The organism is Polyangiaceae bacterium, from assembly GCA_015075635.1.
Classification (GTDB): domain Bacteria; phylum Myxococcota_A; class Polyangia; order Polyangiales; family Polyangiaceae; genus JADJKB01.
This window is the reverse complement of record JABTUA010000002.1, coordinates 1,889,770-1,915,328: the sequence shown is the minus strand read 5'-3', so window position 1 is coordinate 1,915,328 and position 25,559 is coordinate 1,889,770. Positions and strand designations below refer to the sequence as shown.

At 70.0% G+C, this 25,559-nt stretch carries 21 protein-coding genes; 11 read left to right on the top strand and 10 right to left on the bottom strand.

The genetic code is table 11. The features are described 5' to 3' along the window. Positions 1-37: 37 nt before the first annotated feature. Both HS104_24810 and HS104_24805 read right to left on the bottom strand, forming a co-directional pair. Positions 38-328: a hypothetical protein gene (locus HS104_24810; GenBank protein ID MBE7483182.1), complete on the bottom strand. Its 291-nt coding sequence runs from the start codon at positions 326-328 to the stop codon at positions 38-40. After that, on the bottom strand, positions 265-780 hold the full coding sequence (locus HS104_24805) for an SRPBCC domain-containing protein (protein MBE7483181.1): 516 nt from the start codon (positions 778-780) through the stop codon (positions 265-267). Before HS104_24805 ends, HS104_24810 begins: the two co-directional genes overlap by 64 nt. A gap of 75 nt (positions 781-855) precedes the next feature. On the opposite strand from HS104_24805, the gene HS104_24800 reads away from it, so the two are divergent. From HS104_24800 to HS104_24785, 4 genes are read left to right on the top strand one after another with little or no spacing between them, the layout of a single operon-like run. After that, positions 856-1,212, top strand: a complete 357-nt coding sequence (locus tag HS104_24800; protein MBE7483180.1) for a PilZ domain-containing protein — start codon at positions 856-858, stop codon at positions 1,210-1,212. A gap of 12 nt (positions 1,213-1,224) precedes the next feature. Next, positions 1,225-3,126, top strand: a complete 1,902-nt coding sequence (locus tag HS104_24795) for an ATP-dependent metallopeptidase FtsH/Yme1/Tma family protein (GenBank protein MBE7483179.1) — start codon at positions 1,225-1,227, stop codon at positions 3,124-3,126. Next, the gene (locus tag HS104_24790) at positions 3,123-4,301 is read left to right on the top strand and encodes a hypothetical protein (protein MBE7483178.1); all 1,179 of its coding nucleotides are present in this window, start codon (positions 3,123-3,125) and stop codon (positions 4,299-4,301) included. The genes HS104_24795 and HS104_24790 overlap by 4 nt, the downstream gene beginning before the upstream one ends. Continuing rightward, the gene (locus HS104_24785) at positions 4,301-5,632 is read left to right on the top strand and encodes a hypothetical protein (protein MBE7483177.1); all 1,332 of its coding nucleotides are present in this window, start codon (positions 4,301-4,303) and stop codon (positions 5,630-5,632) included. Before HS104_24790 ends, HS104_24785 begins: the two co-directional genes overlap by 1 nt. Here the strand turns inward: HS104_24785 and HS104_24780 are convergent. Continuing rightward, positions 5,626-6,834 (bottom strand): hypothetical protein, encoded by a 1,209-nt coding sequence (locus HS104_24780; protein MBE7483176.1) that lies wholly within the window; start codon positions 6,832-6,834, stop codon positions 5,626-5,628. The genes HS104_24785 and HS104_24780 overlap by 7 nt on opposite strands. 104 nt (positions 6,835-6,938) lie before the next feature. On the opposite strand from HS104_24780, the gene HS104_24775 reads away from it, so the two are divergent. Beyond that, positions 6,939-7,784, top strand: coding sequence for a hypothetical protein (locus HS104_24775; GenBank protein ID MBE7483175.1), 846 nt, complete (start codon positions 6,939-6,941; stop codon positions 7,782-7,784). Here HS104_24775 and HS104_24770 read toward each other — a convergent pair. Beyond that, positions 7,771-9,894 carry an enoyl-CoA hydratase/isomerase family protein gene (locus HS104_24770; protein MBE7483174.1) on the bottom strand — a complete coding sequence of 708 codons (2,124 nt, stop codon included), beginning with the start codon at positions 9,892-9,894 and terminating at the stop codon, positions 7,771-7,773. The genes HS104_24775 and HS104_24770 overlap by 14 nt on opposite strands. Positions 9,895-9,927: 33 nt before the next feature. Here HS104_24770 and HS104_24765 point away from each other — a divergent pair, with 33 nt between their 5' ends. From HS104_24765 to HS104_24750, 4 genes are all read left to right on the top strand, one after another. Further along, a complete protein-coding gene (locus tag HS104_24765) occupies positions 9,928-11,247 on the top strand; it encodes an SH3 domain-containing protein (protein ID MBE7483173.1) in 1,320 nt (439 codons plus the stop codon). A gap of 63 nt (positions 11,248-11,310) precedes the next feature. Then, the gene (locus HS104_24760; protein MBE7483172.1) at positions 11,311-12,525 is read left to right on the top strand and encodes a hypothetical protein; all 1,215 of its coding nucleotides are present in this window, start codon (positions 11,311-11,313) and stop codon (positions 12,523-12,525) included. 1 nt (position 12,526) lies between these two features. After that, a complete protein-coding gene (locus HS104_24755; protein ID MBE7483171.1) occupies positions 12,527-12,934 on the top strand; it encodes an EVE domain-containing protein in 408 nt (135 codons plus the stop codon). Positions 12,935-12,979: 45 nt separating this feature from the next. Further along, the gene (locus HS104_24750; GenBank protein ID MBE7483170.1) at positions 12,980-14,656 is read left to right on the top strand and encodes a mechanosensitive ion channel; all 1,677 of its coding nucleotides are present in this window, start codon (positions 12,980-12,982) and stop codon (positions 14,654-14,656) included. Between the two features lie 16 nt (positions 14,657-14,672). Here the strand turns inward: HS104_24750 and HS104_24745 are convergent, their stop codons facing one another. Beyond that, positions 14,673-14,897, bottom strand: a complete 225-nt coding sequence (locus tag HS104_24745; GenBank protein MBE7483169.1) for a hypothetical protein — start codon at positions 14,895-14,897, stop codon at positions 14,673-14,675. Between the two features lie 2,599 nt (positions 14,898-17,496). On the opposite strand from HS104_24745, the gene HS104_24740 reads away from it, so the two are divergent. Next, on the top strand, positions 17,497-18,516 hold the full coding sequence (locus tag HS104_24740; GenBank protein MBE7483168.1) for a hypothetical protein: 1,020 nt from the start codon (positions 17,497-17,499) through the stop codon (positions 18,514-18,516). Between the two features lie 6 nt (positions 18,517-18,522). Here the strand turns inward: HS104_24740 and HS104_24735 are convergent, their stop codons facing one another. The 4 genes from HS104_24735 to HS104_24720 all read right to left on the bottom strand — a co-directional run bounded on the left by HS104_24735 (position 18,523) and on the right by HS104_24720 (position 22,167). After that, on the bottom strand, positions 18,523-20,022 hold the full coding sequence (locus HS104_24735) for an outer membrane protein transport protein (GenBank protein MBE7483167.1): 1,500 nt from the start codon (positions 20,020-20,022) through the stop codon (positions 18,523-18,525). A 92-nt stretch (positions 20,023-20,114) separates the two neighbouring features. Beyond that, complete coding sequence (locus HS104_24730; protein ID MBE7483166.1) at positions 20,115-20,501, bottom strand: hypothetical protein; 387 nt, start codon at positions 20,499-20,501, stop codon at positions 20,115-20,117. Next, a complete protein-coding gene (locus HS104_24725; GenBank protein ID MBE7483165.1) occupies positions 20,498-21,661 on the bottom strand; it encodes a hypothetical protein in 1,164 nt (387 codons plus the stop codon). The genes HS104_24730 and HS104_24725 overlap by 4 nt, the downstream gene beginning before the upstream one ends. Positions 21,662-21,708: 47 nt before the next feature. Beyond that, on the bottom strand, positions 21,709-22,167 hold the full coding sequence (locus tag HS104_24720; GenBank protein MBE7483164.1) for an NUDIX hydrolase: 459 nt from the start codon (positions 22,165-22,167) through the stop codon (positions 21,709-21,711). An 89-nt stretch (positions 22,168-22,256) separates the two neighbouring features. Here HS104_24720 and HS104_24715 point away from each other — a divergent pair, with 89 nt between their 5' ends. Next, complete coding sequence (locus HS104_24715) at positions 22,257-23,816, top strand: L,D-transpeptidase (protein MBE7483163.1); 1,560 nt, start codon at positions 22,257-22,259, stop codon at positions 23,814-23,816. Between the two features lie 12 nt (positions 23,817-23,828). Here HS104_24715 and HS104_24710 read toward each other — a convergent pair whose 3' ends face one another. Next, a complete protein-coding gene (locus HS104_24710) occupies positions 23,829-25,550 on the bottom strand; it encodes a hypothetical protein (protein ID MBE7483162.1) in 1,722 nt (573 codons plus the stop codon). Positions 25,551-25,559 lie beyond the last annotated feature (9 nt).

Genomic DNA, 25,559 nt, shown 5'->3' with positions numbered 1-25,559 from the left:
GGAGCTCTGGCGCTTCGCGTCGGGATTTTCCCGCTGATCAGAACTGCCCGCCCACGAACCCGGCGGCGCCGCGGGAGGTCGGGCGCACGTCGAGCCAGAGCGGGGCGCGCGCGGCTGCCTGCTCCTTGCTCGGGCTGGCCGAGAAGTAGAAGTAGGCAGCGCCCGCCAGCGCGAGCACCCCGACGCCGAGGGACACGTCGCCGAGCAGGTAGCTGGTGCGCGCCGACTGCACGTCGTCGCTCGGGCAGCTCGGCTTGCACTTCTTCAGGTCGTCTTCCTTCCGGCTGCCGTCGAGGGCGAAGTAGGTGAAGCCGGCCAGGCCGAGCACGCCGACACCGCCGAGGATCCAGGTCGCTGCCGGCACACCGCCGCCCTTGGACGGCCCGGGGTCGGCCTCCGGCGGCGGGGCGTCACCGTTGCCTTCGCCGGGGGGAGCCGAGCCCCCTGCGAGCTTGGGCGAGAATTGCACGTCGATGCGACGATTGCGCTCGCCGACGCGCACGACCAGCTTGCGCTCGATAGCTCGAAGCACGCGATGGACCACGCGCCCTCCTTCCAGTCGTTGGCGCGCCACGCCTGCACGATGCGGTTGCCCTTCGAGAGCTCCACGTTGAAGCCCACGATGTAGCCGTCGTAGGCGCTGAAGGTCCCGCCGACCTTGCCGTCGTTGGTGGCCCGGCTGCCGGTCATGGCCGCGTGGTGCTTGGGGTCGACGAGCGCGCGGTAGACGACTGCGGGCGTCGCGTCGAAGGTCACTGCCTGGGAAATCTCTCGTGCCATGGTCCCTCCTCGGGGTCTTTCTGCCCGTATACCAGCGTTTTCGCGGGCGGCGGAACCGCGCTAAGCTCCCGCGCCATGTCCCGCCGAGAGAACGAGCGCTACCAGGTCTGGATCCCCGTCAAAGTCGACGCGCTGCGCGAAGGCATCGCCGTGACCCACGACGCCAGCAGCCGTGGCGTGTTGATGCTCACCGCCAGCACGCTGGACCCCGGCGCCAGCGTCGAGGTCGCCCTCAAGCTCCCGGACGAGCCGGTGCCTCGGCGTGTCACCGGGCGAGTCGTGCGCATCGAGCAGAACCAGGAGGATCCGCACGGTCTCTGGCCGCACCGCATGGCCATCGAGTTCGACGAGGTCGTCCCGGAGCTCGAGTGGGTGGTGGGAGCCTCCGCTGCCCCGGAGCGGCGCCGCGATCCCGAGCGGCCCGAGAGCTGAGTCGAGGGCGCGATGTCCCAGAGCATGCCGCCCGGACAGCCGCCGACGGAGCCGCCGAGGCCCGAAGGCGACAAGCCGGCGGCAGAGCGCCCGTCGTGGAAGGGCTGGATCATCTTGGCGCTGCTGCTCGCGGGCTTCTGGGCCTGGCAGTACTTCGGAGCTGCCGAGGAGGCGCACCCCGAGATCAGCTACACGCAGCTCTACCGCTTCGCGGACGAGGGCAAGGTCGAGAGCGTGACCGTGCGCGGGCAGACCATCACCGGCAAGCTGAAGCACCCGGAGACCGTCGCTGGGCGCCCGCTCCAGACCTTCAAGTCGATGGTCCCCGCGCAGGAGGACAAGGATCTCATCCCGCTCTTCCGCAGCAAGAACGTCGAGATCTCCGTCAAGAGCGAGGAGCAGCCGTTCGCGCTCCAGCTCCTGGTCAACCTGATCCCGTTCGCGTTGATCATCGGGCTCTGGGTCTGGTTCTCGCGGCGCGCGCAGCGCATGCTCGGCTCCGGCGGCCCGTTCGGCGCCGGCGGTGTGCTGAAGGGCCGCTCGCACCGGTTCGAGCGCGAGGGCCAGGTGGCCGTCAAGTTCGACGACGTCGCCGGGTTGGCCTCGGCCAAGCAGGACCTGCGCGAGGTGGTCGAGTTCCTGCGGCACCCGGAGCAGTTTCGTCGCCTGGGCGGCAAGGTGCCGAGGGGCATCTTGCTGGTTGGCCCGCCGGGCACCGGCAAGACGCTCTTGGCGCGGGCGGTCGCCGGCGAGGCTCAGGTCCCGTTCTTCTCCATCAACGGCTCGGAGTTCATCGAGCTGTTCGTCGGGGTCGGCGCCGCCCGCGTGCGCGAGCTCTTCGACGAGGCCAAGAAGGTCGCCCCCGCCATCGTCTTCATCGACGAGATCGACGCCGTGGGGCGCTCCCGCGGGGCGGGCATGGGCGGCGGGCACGACGAGCGCGAGCAGACCCTGAACCAGCTCTTGTCGGAGATGGACGGCTTCTCGCGCAACGACCTGACGATCGTGCTCGCGGCCACCAACCGGCCCGACGTGCTCGACTCCGCGCTGCTCCGGCCCGGGCGCTTCGATCGACGCGTGATGGTGGATCGGCCGGAGTGCGCCGCGCGGCGGGCCATCCTCGCCGTCCACACCAAGGACAAGCCTCTCGCGGAAGACGTCGATCTGGACGCCACGGCCAAGAACACGCCCGGCTTCTCCGGCGCCGACCTGGCCAATCTGGTCAACGAAGCGGCGCTCGGGGCAACGCGCCGCGGAGCCGAGTCCATCGCGCAGAGCGATTTCCTGGCCGCGTACGACAAGATCGTGCTGGGCGACCCCCGAGAGACGAAGCTCGACCCGAACGAGAAGCAGCGCGTCGCCGTACACGAGGCGGGGCACGCCGTGATCGCCCACTTCACCCCCGGCGCCGAGCCACCCGAGCGCGTCACCATCATCCCGCGCGGCATGGCCCTCGGCGTGACGCAGCAGACTCCCGGCGCCGATCGCCACATCATGACGCAGTCCGAGCTCTCGGCGCGGCTCAGGGTGCTGATGGGCGGCTACGCGGCGGAGAGCGTGGTGTTCGGCGACGTGTCGAGCGGCGCCGCCAACGACCTTCAGAAGGCCACCGACATCGCCTTCAAGATGGTCGCGCACTTCGGCATGAGCGAGCGCGTCGGCCCCGTGTTCCACGAGCACCGGACCGAGCACCCGTTCCTGGGCCAGATGCTCGCGACCGAGGGCGGGACGAGCGACGCCACGGTCCACGTGATCGAACAGGAGACGCGAAAATTCCTGAGTGACGCCGTCGACGTCGCGAAGTCGCTGGTGCGCGAGCGCCGGGCGGAGCTCGACCGGTTGGTCAGCGCGCTCATGGACGACGAGACCATCGAACGCAAGCGCCTCGACGAGCTGTTGGGCAGCCGAACATGACGCGGCTCGCGTTGCTGCTGGTCCTCGGGCTGTCCTCCGCGGGTCTGGGCTGCGCGGCGCTCCGGGCCCTGGCCGGGAAGAACACCGTCGATCTCGAGGGCGCCGACGTGCGCTCGATGGGAGTGGACATCCGCAAGTCGGAGAAGACCATCTGCCCGCGTGAGAGCGTGCAGATGGCGGTGTTCGCCGAGGTCGTGCTGAAGGGGGAGTCCCAGCAGAAGAAGCTCGAGACCTGGAGCGGTGGCCCGGACACGAACCGCAACGGCAAGCTCGACTTCGCCGACTTCGCCTTCCACAGCGACCAGGGCCGCTTCGACGACAGCGGTTGGTTCACGCCGAAGTCGGACCTCTCGGCCACGGTCTCGAACGAGCTCACCATCAAGACCGTGTTCCGGCGGCGTCCCGACAAGTTCTCGTTCACGACCAGCTACAAGCCGGACTACCGCTGCATCCGCGAGGCCGGCGGCGTGGGCGGCGCGGGGACGACCGGCAGCGCGGGGGCAACCGGCGCAAACGGCGAGGCCGGGCAGAGCGGCTCTTCGACCAGCGCCGGCACGCCGGGGCGAGACGGCGCGGCCGGCTCGGCCGGTGGTGCGGGCGCGCAAGGTCAGAGCGGCCCGAAGCTCGTCGCCTACGCCAGCTTCGTGAAGACGGCGTTCTACGACAAGCTCGTCGCGCTGCGCATCGAAGGTGGGGCGAGCGACTTCGTGCTGTTCCACCCCGAGCAGAAGCTCGTGCTCTCGGCGCGCGGCGGAGCCGGGGGCGACGGCGGCAGCGGCGGGCGCGGCGGCGACGGCGGCAGCGGTGGCAGCGGCAACCCGCCGGGTGCCGGAGGCAATGGCGCGGCCGGCGGCAACGGTGGCAACGGCGGCAACGGCGGCGTCGGTGGCAGCATCGAGCTCGTGTTCGACGAGCGCTTTCCGGAGCTCGCCAAGCTGATCGCGCTCGACGTCGCGGGCGGCAGCGCCGGCACCGCGGGGCTCGGCGGTCGGGGCGGCGGAGCGGGGCGCGGCGGCAGCGGCTACGGCACGGCGAGCGCGGCCGCCGACGGCAGCGCGGGCCCGGACGGCGCCGCGGGAGGCGCGGGCAGCCCGGGGCCCGCGGGCACCTCCACCTCGCGAGCAGGCGCCATCGCGGAAAGGCTCGGGGGCCTCGAGGGGATCACGCCGCTCTGATGCCCACGCGTCGGGACTTCCTCTTGGCGACCGCCGTGGTGACCACGTTCGGCTGCGCCCGCCGTGCGCCCGAGACGCCGCTCGCCCACCTGCACGGCAGGGCCTGGGTCACCGGCGCCTACTCGCACTACGCCGAGGCGTACCTGAACGTGGAGCGCGGGGCTCGTGCGCGGAGCTTCGACGCCTACAAGCTCCTGGCGCAGAAGGGCATCACCGCGCTCGATGCGCTGCAACGCCGGGAGGTACCGTTCTACGTGCGCGTCGCGGACGACGCGTCCGGCTTCCGCGTCGAACGCCAGCTGCCGGAGCGGCTGACCTTCAGTGCAGAGATGACGCCCGCGGAGCGCGAGCGGGCCACTCGCGCCTGGAAGCTCGCGCGGGAGCACATCCATACCGACTACGAGGAGATCCAGCGCTTGGATTTCGCGCTCGGCGCGCTGCTCGCGCAGGTGTCCCGCGTGCGGCACGCGGTGGACGAAGGTCGCGCCGAGCAGTTCCGTCTGGTCCGGCAGCTCGGCACGCTGGACTCGGGCGGGAGCCTTCCGTTCGAGCTGCCGTATCAGGTCAGTCGGGACGACTACCACTCCGTGCTCCTGCTCCTGCTCGCGCGCATCGAGGCCGACCGCGAGCGCTTACGGCACACCGAGGCCGCCATCGTCGCCGTCGGGCTGTGCGCGCGGGCCACCGACGCGCGGTGCGCGAGCCTCTCGTCGAACGTGAAGAAGGTGCTGCTGGGTGTGGTGCGGGACGCGGCGGACGAGCCGCCTGGCGCCGCCTACCCGGAGCGCGACGACGAGCGCGCCCCGCTCCTTCAGCGCGCTCGCCAGCTCTCCCACGGAATCGCCCAGAGCGCCGAGTACCGCGCATGGCTGGCCGCCCGGCTCGAGGAGGAGGATGCGCTCGGCAAGCTCCTCATGGTCCTGGACTCGATGACGGGGCTGCCGACCTCCAACGTCTACCGGCAGGTGATGCGGATCTGGCGCGGCGGCGGCGACTACCTCGACTACCTGAAGCTCGCGGTCTCCATTCTGCCCTCCGGCTCGGGCGTGGGGAGCACGCTCCGGGACGCCAGCGAGCGCACCGAGAGCTACCGCAGGGAGGTGCAGAAGCTGGGCGGCGCCGCCGAGCTGGCCAAGCGGCTCGCGTCGGATGGCGGCTCCGGCTACGGCGGCGCTTTGCTCAACGTCGCCACCGAGCACTCGCGCCGAAAGCTGGACCGCCAGCTGGCCTTCTTCGCCGACGCCGAGGAAGAACAACGCGTCGCCGCCGAGCTCGCCGAGACGGCGCTCGCGAAAGACCCGCTGCCCGCCGTTCCTCGCCGCGCTCAGTGAGCTGCTCCGGCGTCGACGCCGTCGGTCACGAGCTGGAAGAAGCTGCCGTAACCGCGGCTCTTGTTCCGCCACTTGAAGTGGTCGAACGAGGCGAGCAGCGTCGCGGTTCGGTGCCCCTCGAGCTGGAGCGGGTGGCGGCGCCCTTGATCCAGGTAGCAGCGCAAAAACAGGCTCTGCTCGTTCGCAGGCAGCGCGTCCACGTTCTTGGCCCACGCCTTCCACTTGTCCGGTTCCATCAGGTACTGCTCGACGTTCGAGGTGTAGAAGACGCTGACCGGCAGGTCGCGCTTCCTGAGCTCGTCTCCCACGCGCCTGAGCGCGTGCTCGCCGGCGAAATCGCCGACCACGGGGATCAAGCGGTTCTCGCGCTGCATGCGCTGCACGCTGCGGAAGGCGCTCTCGCTGCCGAGAAATCCGCTCTGGGTGCCCGCTGGGTCCTTCGCGGCGAAGAGCTCGCGCAGGCGCGGGTACTTGCGGCCGTTCTTCTCGTGCAGCTCGAAGGAGAGGTCGAGCCCGCGCTCGAAGAAGGCGCGGTGGGTGGCCTCGAGGGTCTTCTCGTCCTCCGCGCCGAGCGTGAAGCCGCGCGCGCGGATCTTCTTCAGCAGGCGTGCGTGGGTCTCGGCGAAGACCTTCGCGTCAGCCGGCGCGCGCGCGGCGTGAGCCAGCACGTCCGCGATGCGCGCCTCCGCGCCGGGATCGGAGGTCTCGTCGTGGCGTCGCCCGATGAGCAGGGCCACGAAGTGCGCGCGGCTCGTGGCCTCCTCGAAGATGGCCTTGTAGAGCAGGTGCTGAAGGGCGTTCCCGCGGCGGATGTCCACGATGAACGCCAGCTTCGGCTGGGTCAGGGCGATGTAGCTGAAGTTCTGCTCCGGCCCGACACCGATGTAGGCGCCGCCCCTGGCCGCGCGCGCCCCGAGCTCGGCGCTCACCTGGAGATAGCTGGTCTCGTTGGAGACGTAGTTGTCGCTGAAGAAGTAGCGGTCTGGCTCCGAGAGCTCACGGAACAGCCGGGTCAGCTCGGCGTCCGAGAGCGCGCTCGAGCTCGGCGCGGGGTCTGCCGCGCTGGCCGGTGGGGCAGGGGCCGCGATGCTCGGAGGCGGGGCGGCGGCCTCCGGCGGGCCCGGGGTGGCCCCGGCCTCGGCGCCACGGCAGCCGCACAGCAGCGCCCCCAGAACCCAGAGATGGCCCGCGCGTGCTCTCATTCTCGCTCCAGAACGCCGCCCCCACCCTAGCGGATTCCGCGCCGCGCGCCCGCCCGCGGAACCGGCGCCGGGAAGCGGTGTCACAATCCGCCGTGGCTGCCGTCATGACCGAGCCCCTGCGTCCCGCCCTGGCTGTCTCGGTGCTGGTGCACGTGGCCGTCTTGGGTGTGGCCATGCTGCTCACGGTTCGCCAGGTGCAGCCCGCGGCCGTCGCGGACGGTGGCGCGAGCGTGCATGGCGAGACCTTCGACGTGGACGAGGTGCTGCAAGCGAGGAAGCAGGAGCCAGCCGCCGAGCCCGCGCCCCGCGCCGAGCCCGCGCCCGCGGGGGACAGCGTACCGGTGGTGAAGCCCGTCGTCCGAAAGCCGCGCAAGGAGACCAGCGCCAAACCGGACAAACCCGAGCCCGCAGGGGAAGGACCGTCGGCTGCCGCCGCGACCGCGAGCCCGCCCGGCAGTAGCGGGGGCGAGCCCGCCGCGAGCCCGAGCGCGGGGACCGCCGGCGCCGATCCCGGCGTCGCGAACCTGGCCAAGGCGTTCGCCAAGGCCGTGACGGCGGCCACGCACAAGGACCCGACCTGGGACGAGCTGCCGCTCGGCTCGGCCGGCTCGGTGCGCGTGGCCGTCCACGTCGACGCCGAAGGGCGCATCGAGCGGAGCCTGGTGGCAGAGCGCGACGAGGCGCCGGCGCACCTGGTGAAGCTGGTGGATCGCACGTTGCTGCTCCTGCGCGCCGGGCGCTTCGCGCTCAGCAAGGGTGAGGCGAAGGCCGGCTCGGAGACCCTGCGCATCGAGGTCACGCTGTCCAGCGTCGAAGCCCAGGAGGACTACGAGGATCCGCGCCACACCGTCGCGATGGGCTTCGAGCCACCGCGGCCGGGTCAGCCGGGGCGCGCGTATTTCGTTCACGCCGCCGGCCGGCGCTTCGACGCCAAGATCAGCATCGAGTGAGGAGCGACGCGCCCGTGCGCGCGCAGTCGGCCAGGTACGGCGCGGGCTCGAAGATCGGCTGAGCGAAGCGATCGCGCCACTCGACCAGCGCCGCGTGGACGGCCGCCGCGCCGATGCCGTCGGCCCAGCGCATCGGCCCGCCACGAAAGGCCGGGAAGCCCATGCCCAGATTTGCGGCGACATCGATGTCACTCGGGCGGAGCACGATGCCTTCCTCCAACGCCCGGCACGCCTCGTTCACCACGCCGAACAAGAGGATGCGTGGGATCTCTGCGTCCGCGAGCGCTACCTCCGCGGGTGAGCCGGCGAGCTCGCGTGCGCGGGCGACGAACGCGGTGAGCTCGGGATCCTCTTCGGCGCGTCCGCTCTCGTGGCGGTAGTGGCCAGCGCCGGTCTTCTCGCCCAGCCTGCCGGCTTCCACCAGCACGCGCCTGAGCGCGGAGCGGTAGGCCCGCGTGGGGTAGGCCGCGTCGAGGATCGCGCCGGCGGCGACACCGACGTCGAGCCCGGCCAGATCGCTCATGCGCGACGGTCCCATCGGCATGCCGAACTCGGAGAGCGCGCGGTCGATGCGGTACGGATCCACGCCGCGATCGATCAACAGCCCGGTCAGTTGCGAATACGGCATGAAGATGCGATTGACCAGGAAGCCGGTGCAGTTGCCCACGGTGACGCTGGTCTTCTTCATGCGCTTGCAGAGCGCGAGGGCATCGGACAGAGCGCGGGCCGAGGTGCGGGGCGTACGCACCACCTCGACCAGCTTCATCACGTGAGCCGGGCTGAAGAAGTGCAGGCCCAGGACCCGCTCCGGGGCGCCGCTCGCCTCAGCCAGGAGCTCCAGGTCGATGGTCGAGGTGTTGCTGGCGAGCCAGGTGTCCGGTCCCGTCCGCCGCCCGAGCTCCGCGAACAGCTGGCGCTTGAGATCGAGCTCCTCGGTGGCGGCCTCGATCACGAAGCCCGCCTCGCCGAGCGCATCGAGCTCGGTGTGGAGCGACAGGCCCGCGACTCGCTGCTCCGCCGCTGCCGCGCTGAGGCGTCCCTTCTCGATGCTGCGCGCGAAGTTCTTGCGGATGCGCGCGGCCGCCGCGTCGCCGAGGGCCGCGCTGGCCTCGACCAGACCCACGCCGACGCCGGCGTCGAGCAAGGCCGTCGCGATGCCGGAGCCCATGGTCCCGCCGCCGATCACCACGACCCGAGAGGGGTGGCGCGGGCTGAGCCCCGCGTCCGTGACTCCGGGCACCTTCGCGGCGGCTCGCTCCGCGAAGAACAGGTGGATCAGCGCGCGGGCGGGCTCGCTGGCGAGCGCCTCGAGGAACAGCTCGCGCTCGCGCTCGAGCCCGGCGCAGCCGCCGTGGACCAGGCCGTGCTCGATGGCCTCGAGGCAAGCGCTCGGGTGGGTCACGTGGGGCTGCTTCTTTTGGAGCTCGCGACCCGCGCGAGCGAGGATCTCGCGCCACTCGGCCTCGGGCTCCAGGCGATCGCTGCGCTCGAGCGCCAATCGACGCTCCGTCTTCCCGAGCTCCCGAGCCAGCGCAGCGGCGCGGGGGACGAGCTCGTCCGAAGGCACGACCTCGTCCAAGATGCCGAGCCGCAGCGCTTCTTCCGCCTTCACCTGCCGGCTCGAGAGCATCATCTCACTCGCGGCGCGCACCCCCGCCAGACGCGGGAGCCGCTGCGTGCCGCCGGCTCCGGGGATCAGCCCGAGCAGGAGCTCCGGCAACCCGACGCGGCAGAGCGGCGAGCCCACGCGCGCGTGGCAGCCCAGCGCGAGCTCGAGCCCGCCGCCGAGCGCGAAGCCCTCGATGGCGGCGACCGTCGGCTTGACGCTGCTCTCCAGGGTCGCGATCAGCTCCGGGAGACGGGGCACGCCGGCCACGTCCAAGGGCGCCCCGCGCGCGATCTTCTCCAGACGCGTCACGTCGGCGCCAGCGACGAAGCTCTTGCCGTTGCCCGTGAGCACGATGCCGGCAACGGCCGGATCGCCGAGCGCCGCCCGAAGGCACTCGCCGAGCCCGACCAGCACCTCCGCCGAGAGCGCGTTGACCGGCGGGCTGTCGATGCGGATCACCGCGACGCCGTCGTGGCCCTCGAGCTCCACCGGATGCGTCATGCGGGCGTCCTACCATGGTAGCGTCGGCTCGACATGCGCCCCCTGGCCGTGCTCCTGCTCGCCCTCCTCGCGCTCGGTTGTCGCGATGGTTTGACGCGTCCGGCGCCCACCGGAGCGGCGAGCGCAGCGCCGAGCCCGAGCGCGGTGCCGAGCGGCGAGAGGGCCCGCCTCCGCGCCACGAATGTCCAGGGCGTGCCGCTGCACCCCGAGGAGCGCGCCGCGGCGGTGTCGGGCCGTCTGCCGGACGGCGCGGAGGTGGAGATCCTCGCACGGAGCACCGACGGCCAGTGGCTGGAGGTGCGCGGCAAGGACGGAACACGCGGCTGGATCACGCGCCGCTACCTGGCCGGCGCTGGTCCCGCGCCTGCGTCCCCTGCCGGCGTGTCGCCGAGCACCGACTCGCCCTGGTCGTCGCGCGCCGCCTGCGAAAAGGCGCTGTCCGAAGGGCGGCGGCTCGAGCGACCCGACGGCGTCGCGCGCTTCGGCACCTGGAACGTGCGCTGGTTTCCCGACGGCAAGCCGGGCAAGGGCCAGGAGGGCAAGGGGACGGACCTCGCCTGGCTCGCTTGCGCGATCGCTTGGTCCAATGTGGACGCGCTGGCCGTGCAGGAGTTCAAGACGACCGAGCGCGCCATGCAGGCGTTGGCCGAGGTGCGCCGCGCGCTCGACCGCCACACCGGAGGCAGCTGGGAGGCCGCCTTCGACGACTGCCCGAACCGCGACTCGCAGCACGTCGGGGTGCTCTACGACGGCAAGCGGGTCAAGGCGCGCGCTCCGACCACCCTCGCCGCGCTGAATCCCCACGGTGAGCCGTGCAAGAACAGCCTGCGTCCGGGCCTCGCGCTCTACGTGACGCTGCCCGGCGGTCTCGATCTCCACTTCGTGTCCGTCCACGCGAAGAGCGGCACCGAGCGGCGCTCGCTCGAGCTCCGCGACAAGAGCCTGTCCGCCCTGGGCGAGGCTGACAAGGCGTTGCAGGCGCTGGTGCAGGACCGCGACGTGCTCCTCGCTGGCGACTTCAACACCATGGGCTGCAAGGACTGCTCGCCGCCCGTCTCGGCCGACGAGGAGCTCGGGCGCGCCGACGGCGTGCTCGGCCGGCAGGGGTACCGGCGGGTCGCCGCCGAGAAGCCGTGCTCGGAATACCACGACGGTCGGGGCACCTTGCTCGACCATTTCGTCGCGTCCAGCTCCTTCGCGGAGCTGCCCAAGCAGGCTCGGGTGGTGGTCTCCGGTATCTGCGGCGACACCTCCTGCGCCGTCGGACCCGCGGCGGGTCCGGGGGCGGCCCAGCGCGAGCTTTCCGACCACTGCCCGCTGTTCCTGGACATCCCCGATCGGGACTTGGACTAGAGCCCCTCTCGGAGGCTATCCTCGACGGTGATGCGAGTGGTGGCCGGGCTTATCGGAGCGGGGATGCTCGCCGCCGTCGCGCTGCACTCGTGCAAGATCTACGACGAGTCGCTGCTCGGGGGGAAGGCGGCGAGCCCGGTGCCGCCCGAGCAGTGGGGCAGCGGCATCGGCTGGTGGAGCAAGAAGGACAAGGACGGCTGCATCAGCGCAGGCCTCCCGACGCAGGCGGATCGACCGAAGAACACCCCCACGGACACCATCCCCGCCGAGGTCTTCGCCATCAGCTCGATGGCGCTCGGCTCCCTCGATCGCAACGGCGAAGCGACCGAGGGCGCCTGGAAGGGGCTGGGCCTCGATCTGGACGGCATCTGCACCAACTCGGAGACCTGCAAGAAGGAGCCGCTCGAGCTGCCGTGCACGCCGACCGCCGCGATGCCCAGCGACGGCCGCGAGTGCCGGGACAACACCTTCGGGCGTCTCGAGTCCGAGGCCATCGCCTTGCAGGGCCTGGGCAAGGACTTCGGGCTCAGCAACGACGCATTCAACTGCGCGCTCTGCCGCGGCGACTACAACTTCGTGTTCCGCATCTCGGGCTGGAATGGCACACCGAACGACGAGAGCGTGCGCCTCGATTTCTACCCCTCTCCCGGGCTCGAGAAGCCTCCGGCGTGGCAGTGCTCGCTGACCGGGGCCACCGGCGAGTGGAAGAAGAACGCTTGCTGGGGGCCGACCGACAAGTGGACCATCCAGAAGGGCAGCTTCGACGGGACGCTCGAGCCGGGCAACCTGCCCAACGCCCTGCTCAACGATCCGAACGCCTACGTGCGCGAGGGCTACGTCGTGGGTCAGCTGCCCGAGAACACGTTGTTCTGGTTCCCGGGCAAGAGCGCGGCCTGGGCCTACCCGCTGAAGCTGCAGCGCGCGATGGTGGTCGCCAAGCTCGTCGAGAAGGATGGCGCGCATCGCATCGAGGACGGCACCATCGTGGGTCGAGCGCGGACGACGGATCTGATCTCGGCCTTCGAGGATCTCGGGCTCTGCGAAGGGCACAACCTGTACGTGCTGATGAAGTCTCAGGTCGGCCTCAACGCCGACGTGCTCTGGAACGGCACCAACTCCGAGTCGGCGACCTGCGACGCGCTCTCGGTCGGGATCGGCTTCGAGGCCGATCCGGCGAGCTTCGGCGGCGTGAAAGACGCCGTGACGCTGCCCGGCTGCCCGGCCGCGAGCGACGGCGGCAGCGACGGCGGCAGCGACGGCGGCACCGACGGGGGTTAGCTTGGCGACCTGGCTCCTCAAGACCGAGCCGAGCGCCTACTCGTTCGCCGACCTCGTGCGGGACAAGAAGGCCGTCTGGGACGGCATTCGGAACCCCGAAGCGCGCAACAACCTGCGCGCCGCCAAGAAGGGAGACCTGGTGCTCGTCTACCACACCGGTGACGAAAGGCGGGTGGTCGGTCTCGGCAGGATCACCCGCGAGGCCTACCCGGATCCGGCCGACGCCGACTGGCTGGCGGTGGACATTGCGCCGGGCCGGGCGCTCGCCGAGCCGGTGACACTGGGAGAGCTCAAGGCCGAGAAGAAGCTGGCCGACTTCGCGCTGATCCGCCGCAGCCGCCTGTCGGTGGTGCCGGTCACGGACGCCGAGCTCGGGGTGATTCTGGCGCTGGGCAAGACCAAGCTTTGAAACGACCCCGCCGCTCTGGAAAGCTCCGGGGCCTCGGAGGGTCCATTGCGCCAGATTCTTCTCAGCTTCCTCGTGCTCGTCGTTGCGGTCCTCTTCAGCCGGAGTGCCGGCGCCGAGCCGCCTGACCACTGCAAGTCGCCGCGAGCGGCGGTCGAGTCGGTGTTCGGGTGGCTCGGGCCCGAGCACCACAACCCGGCCAAGGCCACCCGCTGCCTCGAACGCACCGGGCGCTCCGCCCGCGAGATCCGCGAGAGCGCGCTGCGCATCCACGCGATCTACTCGGCGCGCGCGCTGAAGATCGACCCAACACGCTTCAGCGACGAGCCCGGCTGGGTCAACCCCGAGACGCGTCGGGCCTCGGTCGCGCCCCACGCCGCCTTGCCGGAGGTCGTGGTCGAGAGGCAGGCGGACGGCGCGTGGCGCTGGACGAGGAGCGCGCTCGATTCCGTCGACGAGCAGTACGAAGACTCGCTCCTGCTCGGCGAGCGGGGCCTGGTCAGGTACATGCCGGACTGGCTCCGCGCCCGAGCGCTCGGCGTCGAGCTCTGGCAGGCGCTGGCGCTCGTCATCATCTTCGTGGTCGGGCTCGGGCTCCGGCAGGTGATTCGCGTCGTACTGAAGCACCGCCTGGCGAGCTTCGCCGAGCGCCGTGGCGCTCGCCTCGCTGCCGAGATCGTCAAGGTGGTCGCGACGCCGGGCGCCATGCTGATCGGGGCGCTGATGCTGAGGCTCGCCTATCCGAAGCTCGGGCTCTCGCTGGATGCCGCCGTGGCGCTCGCCACGCTGGCGCGGGGACTGGTCGTGGTCGCCGTCGTGTTCGCCCTGTACCGGCTCGTCGACGTGTTGGCCGCCCACATGTCGCTCAGAGCCGAGGTCAGCGAGTCACGGCTCGACGATCAGATGGTGCCGCTGGTTCGCACCTCGCTGAAGCTCATCCTGGTCCTGGCGGGTGTCTTGATCGTGCTCCAGAACCTGAACGTGAACGTGGCCTCGCTGCTGGCGGGCCTGGGCATCGGCGGCCTGGCCATGGCGCTGGCGGCCAAGGACACCATCGCCAACTTCTTCGCGAGCGTCATGATCTTCGTCGATCGTCCGTTCCGCATCGGCGACTGGATCAAGGTGGAAGAAGTGGAGGGCTCGGTGGAGGAGGTGGGATTCCGCTCGACCCGCATTCGAACGCTGGCAGACTCGCTGGTCACGCTGCCGAACGCCCGACTCGCGGAGGCGAAGATCGACAACCTGGGCGTGCGCCGCCAGCGGCGCATCGCGGCGACGTTCGCCTTGGCCTACGACACGCCCGTCGAGCGCGTCGAGGCCTTCGTCGAAGGCGTGCGCGCCATCATCTGGGCGAGCGACAAGACCCTCAAGCACAAGTTCGAGGTACACCTGAAGGACCTGGGAAGCTCGTCGCTCGACGTCATGCTCCACTGCTACGTGGAGGTGACGAGTTGGTCCGAGGAGCTCACCACCCGCCACGACATGTTCTTGGAGATCTTGCGGCTCGCGGAGGCAATCGGCGTCCGCTTCGCGTTCCCGACGCGAACGCTGCACATCGAGTCGCTGGCGGGCGCCACGCCGGTGGTGAAGCGCTCCGAGGCCGACGCGGCGGAGCTTGCACGGCTGGTGAACGGGTTCGCGTCGGGAGGCGCGGCGTCGCGGCTGGGCAGCGTGCGTGTGACGGACGGCCACTGGCCGAAGAGCGAGGCACCTCAGGCGGAGTGAGTGGCCAGGCAGCGGCTCACTCTTCCGGCTTCTTCGGCGCCGGCTTCTTGTTGTTCGGGTCCCGCGCGTCGTGGATCTCGATCAACACGCTCAGGGCCTCGATTTCGCGCTTGGCCTGGATCTCGCGCTGGCGCAGCGCCTTGATCTCGGCCTCCAGCTTGCGCTGATCAGCCTCGATCTCGCGCAGGCCTTCCTTGAGCTTGTCTCGCTCGGATTTCAGCGTGTCGACGTTCAGCGGCACGGGATCTCCTCGGGTGAGTCGCGGTGTTACCACCGATCCGGCGCTGGCCGGCACGAAAGTTGGTGCCCGGCGCGAGGCGAGCTTCTCCGACTGTTGGAGCCAGCCGCACGAGACGGCGCTAGGAGGCGCTCCGGCGTGGCGTCGCAGAATCCTGCCTTGCGGCCATCAATCACAGAAGCGTGCCGCCACATCAAACAATAAATCAATTGGCATTCAAACGTATAACTCAACCAATGTTTCTCCGCGGCGGCACGCCGGCGGCCGGCTGGGCTCCAGAGAAAAAGTTAACGATTACCTGTTGTTGTGCCGGAAAATCGGGCCTCGGGCGCCACTCGGGGCGCTTCCTGTGGATTACTTGTGGCTGACCGTGTGGATAAAAAAATCGCATCTACGCCGATTTTCTTGTTGCTTAGAGAGGCGACCTGACGCATTAATAGCCCTCGGAAGTTCGCGGCACATCTGCCGGCGAGCGACCGGTTCGTAGAGAATCTCAGAAGCGCCGTGGCGCGCTGTCTGCCGTGCGGGTCGCAAGCCCCGCGGTGGATGGACGTCACCGCCACCCGTCTCCGGTCGTCCCGTCAAGGTCGGCCCAGGCGGCTGGTGAAAAAGGCGTGAGGGTGACCCCAGGCTTTCACCTCGTGTGTCAGCTTTCTTCGGAAATTGGGGCATCCCGGCCAGACGGAGTAGCGCCTCTGTCTAGGCTTTCTAGGGGATTCGAAGGCACCCCGGCTTTCAGGACCACCTCACCCGTTCGCGCGGGCGGTGAGAGCGGAGGCCTCGGCTGGCCAGTCGACTGTGCGAGTCTCTTCAGGTTCACGCAGCGGCTAGTCAGCGACAACGGGGTGTTCGAGACGTGGCCGAGTGGGCCTCTGCGTCGCAGCACGCACAGCCAACTCACCGCGCCTCGGCCGGTACGGCAGGTACCTTCGGGGTACCAGCCGGAGTTTCTTTCGAAAGGGAGAGGTTCCGGTGCCGTGCTGCTCACAGCTCGGGTCGATTTCGGTCGGGTCGGGCAACCAAGCACGCGAAAGTGGCGCTTGGTGTGAGGAATGGTCGCCCGTTGGTGTGCTCGGGTTTCGCGTTGACAAGGTTGCAGAATCTGGTGAGCGGCGTCTGGCTCGAGAGGCGAGCCTCGGTTGTGGCTGAGGCAAGCGGACGGGGCCTAGCGCACAGTGGCTAACACCCACTGTGGGCGAAGCGGCGGCGTGAGTTGGACCCGATGCTCGGCACTACCGAACGCGGGGACCAACGAAGGGCCCGAGAAGGGCTCCTCTCCAGAGGAAGATGCTTCGGGCCAGGAAAGTCGTCGCCATTCACGCACTGCGGCGGCGGAACTGGTCTCGGTCGCACGGGTGGAGCTGGCCTAAAGAGCCGGCGAAGCTCGGGCGGTGACGGGAGCATCAGAGGTGACGGAGCTCCAACGGAGTGGAGAGCGGAGAATGCTCACTGCACCGGGGGAAGCGCCGGCCGAAGCGAGTGATTGCGGCGTGAACCGCATCGCTCATCGCAGCGCACCAGGGGCAACTCTGGTAAGCGACTCGGTAGCCGCGCGAAACAACGAGTGCTCGTTTTTGAAATGTGGGATTGCAGTCGTCGATCGGACGTATCTTTGGTCGGGCTGGTTCGTCTGCCGAAAGGCACGAATCGGGCTCGGCATAGCTCGAACGGAACCGAGGTGCTCTTGACGGAGCGTCGCGGCAAAGCGGGCGAGCGAACGGGTACGCGGTATCACCAGCTTCGCGTGGACAACCGAGCGGGTGGTGCCGAGTGTGAGGGTAAAACTTCGCACGTCGCGGATACGACGGCAGGTGTTCTGGATCGTGTGTAGCGCCGTTCTTAAACCGTTCGGCTCGAGCGCGGTCCTGATCGCAAGGGTCAATGCGGCTTCGAGAGAGCGCTCGCGCGAGCGAGTGGCGTTCGGAGTCAGCCAGCGGGTAGTGAGAGCCTGAGGTCTCGCTGACCGTGCCCGGGCGACGACAGAGAACATCAGAGGCTGGGTATACGTTGGTGAAGGCTCCTCCAGTTGACGAGACGCGGGGGGTCAGCATCCGTGACCGCGACAACGCGAGTCATGCCGAGGCTCCGGTGGGCGAAAGCCGACCGATTGAGCGGTGCGCCGACGGTACTCTTCGCCAAAGCTGGCAGCGGCTAACAACCCTGCCACCGCACCAGGCCAAGCGATCGCGAAATCTGCGGGCCTGAGCTAGTGGAGCCCACGTTGAGGCGATGATGCCACCCGATCCGTTTGCAAACGGCGGCGTGGAGACCGGTGATAGCAAAAGCTGAAACATGCTCGGGGCGTGTCCCGCCCACCACCGGTAAAAGGTGACTTCCCAAGGGCGATCTGGGTGACCAGATCGCCCTTGTTTTTTTTGTCCTCGGCGCGAGAGAACGATTTGGACCTTCGTCTCGGCTCCGAGACGAGCGCGCGCTGCGGCCCCATGCCGACTCTGGCTCGACAACTTCTACAGCCGCCGCGCTCTGGCGAAGCAAAAGGCCAGCTTCAGCCCCGGCGGCTGAGGCCGAGCTCAGCTCGCGGTCGGCCGGGTTCGCCGCGCCGGGTTTGCCGTTCGACCCGCTGGCCGGTAGATTCGTACCCATGCGGGCCATCGTCCTCGGGGTGAGCGCGGCGCTCTGCCTGGTTGGGTGCGGTTCCTCGGACGCCGAGCGGGACCAGCCGACCGGGCCGAACCTCGGCTCCACTCCGGAGCAGGGCGCACCGCCGAACGCCGTGGGCGGCTTCTCGATCACGATCCCGAAAGAGACTCTCGCGCCGGGGGACGAGACGCTGCCGTGCTGGTTGTTCCCGCTCGAGCTCGAGGGGCCGAGCCGTTTCGTCGCGGCCGCTTCGCTGAGCGTGGGCGACGGGCTGCACCACGGCAACATCACCACCCGCAAGAAGACCGGGGAGGGCGTGCGTCCCTGCCCGAAGGACGACAACCCCGGCATCGTGGGCGGGGAGGCCGGCGACATCATCGACGGAGGTGCGGTGCTGTTCGGCTCGTCCACGCAGCTCGTCGGGACCGAGTGGCACCGCTTCCCCGAGGGCAAGGCCTACCGAGTCAAGGACGGCTACGAGGTCGTCGCGCGCATGCACTACCTGAATACCGGCAGCGCGGCCATCAGCGTGGAGCCGAAGTACCGCTGGTACACCATCCCCGAGGCGGACGTGGTGGACGAGCTCGCGCCCTTCGCCTGGGTGCTGACCGACTTCGAGATCCCGCCGCTGGCCGAGCACTCGGAGAGCCGCGACTGCACGTTCTGGAAGGAGATGCGCGTCGTGGACGCGATGCCACACATGCACGCGCTCGGCACGCGCTTCCACGCCAGCTATCGCGGCGGTCCGCGCGACGGCGAGCTGTGGCTGGATCACCAAGGTTACGACGAGAACACGGACATCCTGAGCTACGATCCTGCCGTCGATCTGTCCCAGGGCGAGGGCGTCAGCTTCGGCTGCGACTGGAAGAACACCTTCACGAAGCCGATCCACGAGGGCATCGGCGACAACGAGATGTGTATCCTGTTCGGTTACGCCTACCCCGCGGTGAATTCCTTCAGCGCCTACGCCGGCGCCGGAGGCTGCGTGGTGGTGCTGCCGCCGGAGCCGGGCTCGCCTTGACGACGCTCAGAAGCGCGTGACGGCGCCCAGCGAGAACACGTTGGCGTGTTGGCTCACCTTGCCGCCGTTGACGGCGTGGAACGAGCGGTTCTCGGGCTGGTTGCCGGTCGCGGCGATGGCCCGCTGCTTTCCCTGTCCGTCGTTGTCGGCGCCGGCGTTCCAGATGTGCTGGTAGCCGGTCTCGATGTCCACGCTCTGGACCCGGAGCACGACGCCGGCAGCGAGGCCGCCGCGCAACGCCGGCACGCCGGTCACGGACAGGTACTCCTTCTTCAAGGCGCCGGTCTCGACCCAGGTCCCGGTGCGCAGGCCCAACAGGTTGCGGATGGCGTTGTATTGCATGCCCAGGCGCGCGCCGAACGAGTCGCGCCAGCCGGTCGGGCGATCGGCGTTGGTGGGGACGGTGCCGAGGTTCTCGACGAAGATGCCGTCTGCGAAGCGGACTTCGGTCTCGTCGGCGCTGCCGTTGTTCGCCCAGGTCAGGTCGAGCTCGAGGTCGTACAGGTCGTCGCGCAGCGGATCGCGCACCCGGTGGGCGTCCTTGCGGAAGCGCTCGGCCTCGAGCGGGGCGGTGGATTTGCGCGGCATGTGCCAGCGCGCCCCGATCCGGGCCTCCATCGGGATGGTGAGCACGAGCTTGGCGGCGTCGTCGCCCTTCTGGTCCTTGCTCTTGGTGACGTTGGCGTTCGGGTTCTTGATGCCGCCGGCGTTGTAGTACTGCGCCGTGACCTCGAGGTCGCCCTTGGCGCGGATCTTGTCGCTGTAGCGGTACCAGGCCGCCAGATCGAGGTGGCTGGTCGCTTCGTACAGGACGCTGGCGACCACGCCCGGCACGAACAGATCCTTGGCCTTGACCTGGCTCAGCGAGTCCGTCGTGAAGTTGTCGTTGGGGTTCGTCGAATCGACGTTGCCCATCGACATCGAGCGCACCTCCAGGATGGCGATGCCGGCGACGAAGCCAGCTCCCACGTGCAGGCGATCCGTCAGCGAATAGCCGGCGGAGAGCGTCGGAAACAGGATGGTGCCCTTGGTGTAGAGCGAGAGGTAGCGCTGCGGCGCCGGGATCGGTGCGGTGCGGTCGCCCGGGTTCTCGGGCGGGGACACCAAGTCGGGCCACTCGAGCTGGCCGAAGGACGACGGCGGCACGATGGTCAGGCCCAAGCCGAGCTTTTCGCTGGCGCGCCAGACGAAGGCGACGTTCGGGATCGCGTTGGGGTGCCCCGCGTTTTCGTTGCAGACTTCGCGGTAGGTCAAGCCTTGGTTCGCGAAGCTCGCGCTCGGCCCCACATCTTCGCCGTCGGCTCCCTCGCGCTCGAAGCAGATGGTCTGGAACGCCAGGTTGAGCCCGATGCCGAAGCCCGTGGCCTGCGTCGCGAGCGCCGCGGGGTTGTAGTAGCCCGCGATCGGGTCGGTTGCGGTCGCCAGCCAGGCGCCGCCCCGGGAGAACTGCGCCACGCCGTTGTCGGGGTACTCGAGCGCCGTCGATGCGCGCGCGAGCGTGGGCACGGCGCTCAGCGCAAGAAGGCTCGCGAGAACAGATGTCGCACGTCGCACCGGGGACCCTCCGCCGAGGAGCAGAGCAAGGGACGCGAGGCGGGTCAACGGGATCGGCGCGGGCGGCCGGGTTTTTCCTGGGCGTCCACCAGCTCGCCGCGCGGGTTCACCAGGAGCTCACGGCGGCGGGTGAGCCGCGGCTGGCTCTTGCGCTGGTCGCCGAGGTAGTCGAGCGCGTCGCGCGCCGGCTCGGGGCGCGGCACGCTCTCGACGCGGCACACGCGCGTCCCGACCGGGAGATCGACGGCGATACGATGCTCCCAGACCGTTCCCGGGCCCGCAGAGAGGCGCTCGCTCTCGGCGTTCGGGTGCGCGCTGGCCAGGACCCAGTCGTCGTTGTGTCGGATCAGGTAGCTGACCTTCTTGCGCCCGCGCTCCACGATGGTCTCGCTCTCGAAGAGCTCGACCTTGACGCAGGCAGGGGGCGTCACTTCGGCGACGGCTGCGGCGCGTAGCCGGGCTTGTTGGGGGGAGGCACGATGGCGTCGTCGCCTCTCTTCTTCCCGTTGCCCTCCTTCTTGCCTTCGCCCTTCTTGCCGTCGGGCTTCTTGGCTTCACCCTGCTTGTCGTCGGCCTTCTTGCCGTCGTCTTCCGGGTCGGGCCCGCTCCGGCCGAAGCGCGGTGTGCTCGAAGGGTCGCAGCCGGGGCCGAACCCGCTGGCGTCGAGCTCGAACTCGATGCTGCCGCGGCGCTCTTCGCCTTCGGTGCTCTGGTGCGTGACCTCGACGCGCACGCGGCGCACGCCGGCCCGCGCCGGCGAGCAGTACGCAAGGAGGTACTGGCGCTCCAAAAGCGCGTCCACCTTGGTCGCCGCCTCTTCCAGCGTGGGGCCAACGCCGGAGAGCGACGGCGCCCAGAGCGTGCCGTTCCTGCCGAGCGCGCTGACGTCGAACGAGGCTTCCGCGCCGACGGCGACTACCAGCATCTGGTAGGGCGAGGCGTCCACGGTCTGCTGCAGCTGCTCGGCGCTGGCGCGGCCGGCCAGATCGGGGCCGGCGGTGAGCACCACCAGCGTGCCGACTCGGATGGACTTTTGCTGGGTCATCAGCCGCGCGCCCAGCTCCTTGAGGCCGTTCTGCACCGCGCCGTTCAGGTTGCGCGAGGGGTCCTTGCTCGCGTAGCCGCTGAGCTCTGGCAGCTCGCTGGGACCGCTCTCGCCCTTGGCGAACTCCCCGACCGACTTCAGGTCGGCGGCACCGTCGAACGCGTAAACGGTCACGGCCTGGCTCTTGCGTACGTTCGCCACGAACCCGGCCACGGCGCGGCTGAGCCGCGTGCGGGTGGCCTCGTCCTTGGCCGACGACACGTCCACCAGGAGCAGCGTGCGGTGGTGCGCGGCCAGCGCGCGGTCGAGCAGCACCTGCTTGCTCTCGTCCGGCGAGATGAGCTGGTCGTTCTCGTAGATCGCGAAGCTCTGCTCGGTCAGGTCGGTGATCGCCGCGTCCCCTTCGCTCACGGACAGGTACACCGCGACGTTGCTCGGCTTCTGGACCGAGTGGCCTGGTGACTCGACGTCGAGCTGCTTGAACAGGCCGCAGCCGACGCAAAGGGGAACGAGGAGGAGCAGGATCGCCGCGCGCCAGAGCGCCATGGGACAACCCTGCCATGCGCCGGGCGCGGCGGGTAGGGGCTCTGGGATCACTCCCAGCTCGGCTTGCCCGCGACGGCGTCCTCGAGCATGCGCGTCATGCCGTGGGCGAGGGTCGCAGGTAGCTCGGCGGTCTCGAACAGGCGAACCTCGGCGATCTCCATCGGGTTCAGCGGCGGCCGCGTCGGCTCCGCCACGCGAGCGTGGACCACGATCGTCACCGCGTGGAAGCGCTGGTCGCGGCCCGGCTCCGAATACACCCCGGAGACCTCCCCCAGCTCGGCCGCGTCGACGCCGGCCTCTTCGTCGAGCTCGCGCAGGATGGCGTCTCTCAGCCGCTCGCCCCACTCCAGGGTGCCGCCGGGCAGGGCCCACTCGCCGGTGTCGGTGCGGCGGATCAGGAGCCAGCGACCATCAGGGGTACGCGCGGCCGCGGCGATGCCCACGACCGGGCGGCGCAGCAGGTGCCGCGCCACCTCCTTCACGATGGTCCAGAGGCCTCTGGGGATGCGCACGCCGGGAGAATCAGATCACGTTCGGAGGGCGAAGACAAAGCGACCCTCCACCTGATTCGTGCTAGGCGAGCCCCTCTGCCGCCATGCCCCGCCGCGCTCGGTCCAAAGAAGCTCTCGCGCTCGCCGCGCTCGCCCTCTCCGCGGTGGCGTGCGTGCGGCGCGAGGAGCCGCCCGGAGCGTCGCCCGAGCCAGGTCCCTCTGCGGGGCTGGTCAGCGCGGACGAGAGCCAGAGCAGCGCCCCGGGTGCGGCGGCGCCGGCGGAGGCGGGCGGGCAGGAGCCGGGTACGCCGGACGACAACCTGCCGTTTACGCCGGACGGGACCAAGATCGCCAGCATCGCTTGGCGCAACTGGGTCTACACCGACGTGGGCCGAGACCGCACCCGTTACGGCTACCTGCGCGCCGGGCAGGTCGTGGACGTGCGCGGACCGCCCATCGTCAACGCCGGCTGCGAGGGCGGGTGGTATCGAGTGAACCCGCGCGGCTTCGTCTGCGTGGGCAAGGGCGCCACCAGAGATCTCCAGCACCCGGTCGTGATCGCTTCGGCGACGCGGCCGGTGCGCGGCCAGGGGCTGCCCTACGTCTACGCGATGGCGGGCGAGGTGCCGCCGCTCCTCTACTTCCGCCTCGCCAGCAAGGGAGAGATCGAGAAGGTCGAGGGCGACGGAATGCTGGCGCGGGCCGCGCGCTGGCGCGAGGCGCTGGCGGTGAACGGCCTGAACAAGGTGCTGGGTGAGCCCGGCGCGCCGCCTGAGTTCCTGAGCGTGAGTCGCGCGCTGGACAAACCCTACGGCGTGGAGCGCAAGCTGCACTTCTCGGTGCACGCGGGCCGCGCGGCCGTCGACTCGGGCTTCGCCATCGCCCGGGTCTTCTCCCACGAGGGACGGGTATGGGGGCTGACCACCGAGCTCGACATCATCGCGCTCGACCGTACCCGGGTGGTGCGCCCGAGCGCCTTCCACGGCGTCGAGCTGGGCGAAGGGGAGACCTTACCGGTGGCGTTCGTCGAGGGGCACTTCGCCCAGCGCTACAAGCTGAACGACGCAGGCCAGATCGCGGCGGACGGCAGCTACCAGCGCCGCGCGGGGGTGAAGCTGACGGGTCAGACCCGGCCCGGGGGCTTCCAGGAGACGCGCGACGGCCACTGGATGGCTGCCGAAGGGGCGCGCCTCGTGAAGCCCCGGGACTCGTACCCGAGCTTCGCCACCGGCACCCGCAAGTGGATCGACATCTCCATCCGCGAGCAGACCCTGGTGGCGTACGTCGGCACGAAGCCGGTGTACGCGACGCTGGTGAGCACGGGCCGGGCGGGCCTGGGAGATCCGGAGAAGGTCCACGCCACGGTGCGCGGGACCTTCATGGTCTACCAGAAGCACGTCACCGCCACGATGGACGGTGAAGAGGACAAGAGCGACAGCTACGCGCTCCTCGACGTCCCCTTCGTGCAGTACTTCCACAAGGGCTACGCGCTGCACGGCACCTACTGGCACGACGAATTCGGCAAGGTGCGCAGCCATGGCTGCGTGAACCTGTCGCCCATCGACAGCGCCTGGCTGTTCGAGTGGACGGACCCTTCGGTGCCGGCGGAGTGGCACGGCGTGGTGAACAAGGATCGCGGCACGGTGGTGCTGGTGCGCCCTTGACCCCAACCCAGGTCAGGGCAAGAGATCCTCACGGTCCGCGAACGCCTCGAACGCCACCGGCGGAGCGCTGGCCTTCGACACGTCGAGCTTGGCGCGGGCGGTGACCCCGGCTTGGGCCGGCAGCTCGCCGCCGAGCGCGAAGGTCGCCTCGGCCACCACGTTCGGCGGTCGCTCGGTGGGCTCGCTCGGGTTCACCGCGGCGTCCAGGCCGCGCACGCGGAGCCCGAGCTTGTCCCGGGTCTCGTTGCCGGCGTTGAAGACGCAGGCTTCGACCGCGCGCTCCGCGCCGTCCCCGGTAACGCGCAGATTACACGTCCTCACCTCGGAGAGCGCTCGCACCAGGCGGTCCAGGTAGGGCTGCTCGTCGTCGCGCATCGCCTCCTTGAGCTTCAGGGCGGCCTCCTTGGCGCGCGGGTCGCCCAGGTAGCCGAGCAGCATGGCGCCGTGCAGGCGCACCGGTCGGTGGTTCGCGTTCAACAGGTCCGCGATCATGTTGGTGGGTGCCGCGCCGTCACCCGTCGGGCCGAGCTCGCCGTGCAGCGGGCGATCCACCTCGAAGGCCGTGCCTCGAGCCTCGACGTTCCACTTGATGGCCTGCCCCGGGCCGAGCGGTCCCTCGAAGTAGACCGCGCGATTCGCGACCGGGTAGCGCTTGTTCGAGGGCGGCGGATCTTGCTCGTAGAACGTCATGCTCATGGCGATCTCGCGCAGCTCCTGGTCGCCGTTGTTGACCGCGGCGATGTCGATTTCGAGGCGGCTACGCACCGGCCCGCTCACCAGCTTGCGCGCGAGCACCAGCACTCCGAGCTTGGGAATCGGCGTGCTCCACAGGAGCGAGCTCGAGCGCGTGCAGCTGCAGCGGCCCTCCAGCGTGGTGCCCGGTGCGGAGGGCTGAGCTGGCTCCGCGCTCGGCGGAGGCGCCGGAGCGGGGGAGGGCGGCGCCATGTTCTTGGGCTCCTCGAGCTGCGGCTCCGGGCGCTGGGGCTCTCCGGTGGCGAGCACGGCCAAGTCGCGGGCCTCACGCGCCGGCGCCAGCAACCAGCGCGCGGTGAGCACGGCTCCCAAGAGACACGCCGTGAGCGTGATCACCACGGCGGCGGTGGTGCGTGGCAGCCAGCCCTCGAACGAGGGCAGCGTGAAGGGCTTCTCGGCCGGCGCGGGCTTCTGTTTCAGGCGCACCAGCGCGGGCAGGTAGCGCGACAGCTCCATGGCGAACGCCTCGCGGGCCGCGTCGCCCTCCACGCCGGCGCGGCCGAGCTGCCGATCGGCCAGCAGGCCCACGCCCAAGATGGCCAGCGCCGCGAGCCCGCCGATCGCCATCGCCGCGCCCGCGCCCGCCCGTGGGGCGAAGCGCGGCAGCGTGAGCGCCGAGAGCATGGCCACGACCAGCGCCGCCGCGCCCGCACCGATCCAGACTACGAGGCGCTGCTTGAACGCCTCGCGGTGGTGCGCGTAGTCGCCGGTCGAGAACGCCGTGAGCACCATGCGATGGTGCGGCGTCAGCTCCGGGTCGAAGGCAAAGAACAGCTGGTCGCCTTCGACCCGCGCTTCTTGCACCTTGGCCCAGGGCACGGTGATCCGCGTGCCCATGGTCAGGGCGCCGGGCGCATAGCCTTCACTGAAGGCGCCGACGCCCAGGTAGGCGACCGAGAGCCCGTGCGGCGTGCACTCGAGCTCGACGCTGCCGATGGCGTTGGCGCGCTCGGCAGCCACCGCGGTGGCCCGGACCTTCATGAGACGCAC

What these genes read in the sequence shown, in the direction of transcription:
- HS104_24770 (MBE7483174.1), bottom strand. Translation starts at nt 9,894, where the DNA reads ATGACGCATCCGGTGGAGCTCGAGGGCCACGACGGCGTCGCGGTGATC.
- HS104_24760 (MBE7483172.1), top strand. Translation starts at nt 11,311, where the DNA reads ATGCTCGCCGCCGTCGCGCTGCACTCGTGCAAGATCTACGACGAGTCG.
- HS104_24725 (MBE7483165.1), bottom strand. Translation starts at nt 21,661, where the DNA reads ATGGCGCTCTGGCGCGCGGCGATCCTGCTCCTCCTCGTTCCCCTTTGC.
- HS104_24805 (MBE7483181.1), bottom strand. Translation starts at nt 780, where the DNA reads ATGGCACGAGAGATTTCCCAGGCAGTGACCTTCGACGCGACGCCCGCA.
- HS104_24710 (MBE7483162.1), bottom strand. Translation starts at nt 25,550, where the DNA reads ATGAAGGTCCGGGCCACCGCGGTGGCTGCCGAGCGCGCCAACGCCATC.
- HS104_24780 (MBE7483176.1), bottom strand. Translation starts at nt 6,834, where the DNA reads ATGAGAGCACGCGCGGGCCATCTCTGGGTTCTGGGGGCGCTGCTGTGC.
- HS104_24790 (MBE7483178.1), top strand. Translation starts at nt 3,123, where the DNA reads ATGACGCGGCTCGCGTTGCTGCTGGTCCTCGGGCTGTCCTCCGCGGGT.
- HS104_24775 (MBE7483175.1), top strand. Translation starts at nt 6,939, where the DNA reads ATGACCGAGCCCCTGCGTCCCGCCCTGGCTGTCTCGGTGCTGGTGCAC.
- HS104_24800 (MBE7483180.1), top strand. Translation starts at nt 856, where the DNA reads ATGTCCCGCCGAGAGAACGAGCGCTACCAGGTCTGGATCCCCGTCAAA.
- HS104_24765 (MBE7483173.1), top strand. Translation starts at nt 9,928, where the DNA reads ATGCGCCCCCTGGCCGTGCTCCTGCTCGCCCTCCTCGCGCTCGGTTGT.
- HS104_24715 (MBE7483163.1), top strand. Translation starts at nt 22,257, where the DNA reads ATGCCCCGCCGCGCTCGGTCCAAAGAAGCTCTCGCGCTCGCCGCGCTC.
- HS104_24795 (MBE7483179.1), top strand. Translation starts at nt 1,225, where the DNA reads ATGTCCCAGAGCATGCCGCCCGGACAGCCGCCGACGGAGCCGCCGAGG.
- HS104_24785 (MBE7483177.1), top strand. Translation starts at nt 4,301, where the DNA reads ATGCCCACGCGTCGGGACTTCCTCTTGGCGACCGCCGTGGTGACCACG.
- HS104_24740 (MBE7483168.1), top strand. Translation starts at nt 17,497, where the DNA reads ATGCGGGCCATCGTCCTCGGGGTGAGCGCGGCGCTCTGCCTGGTTGGG.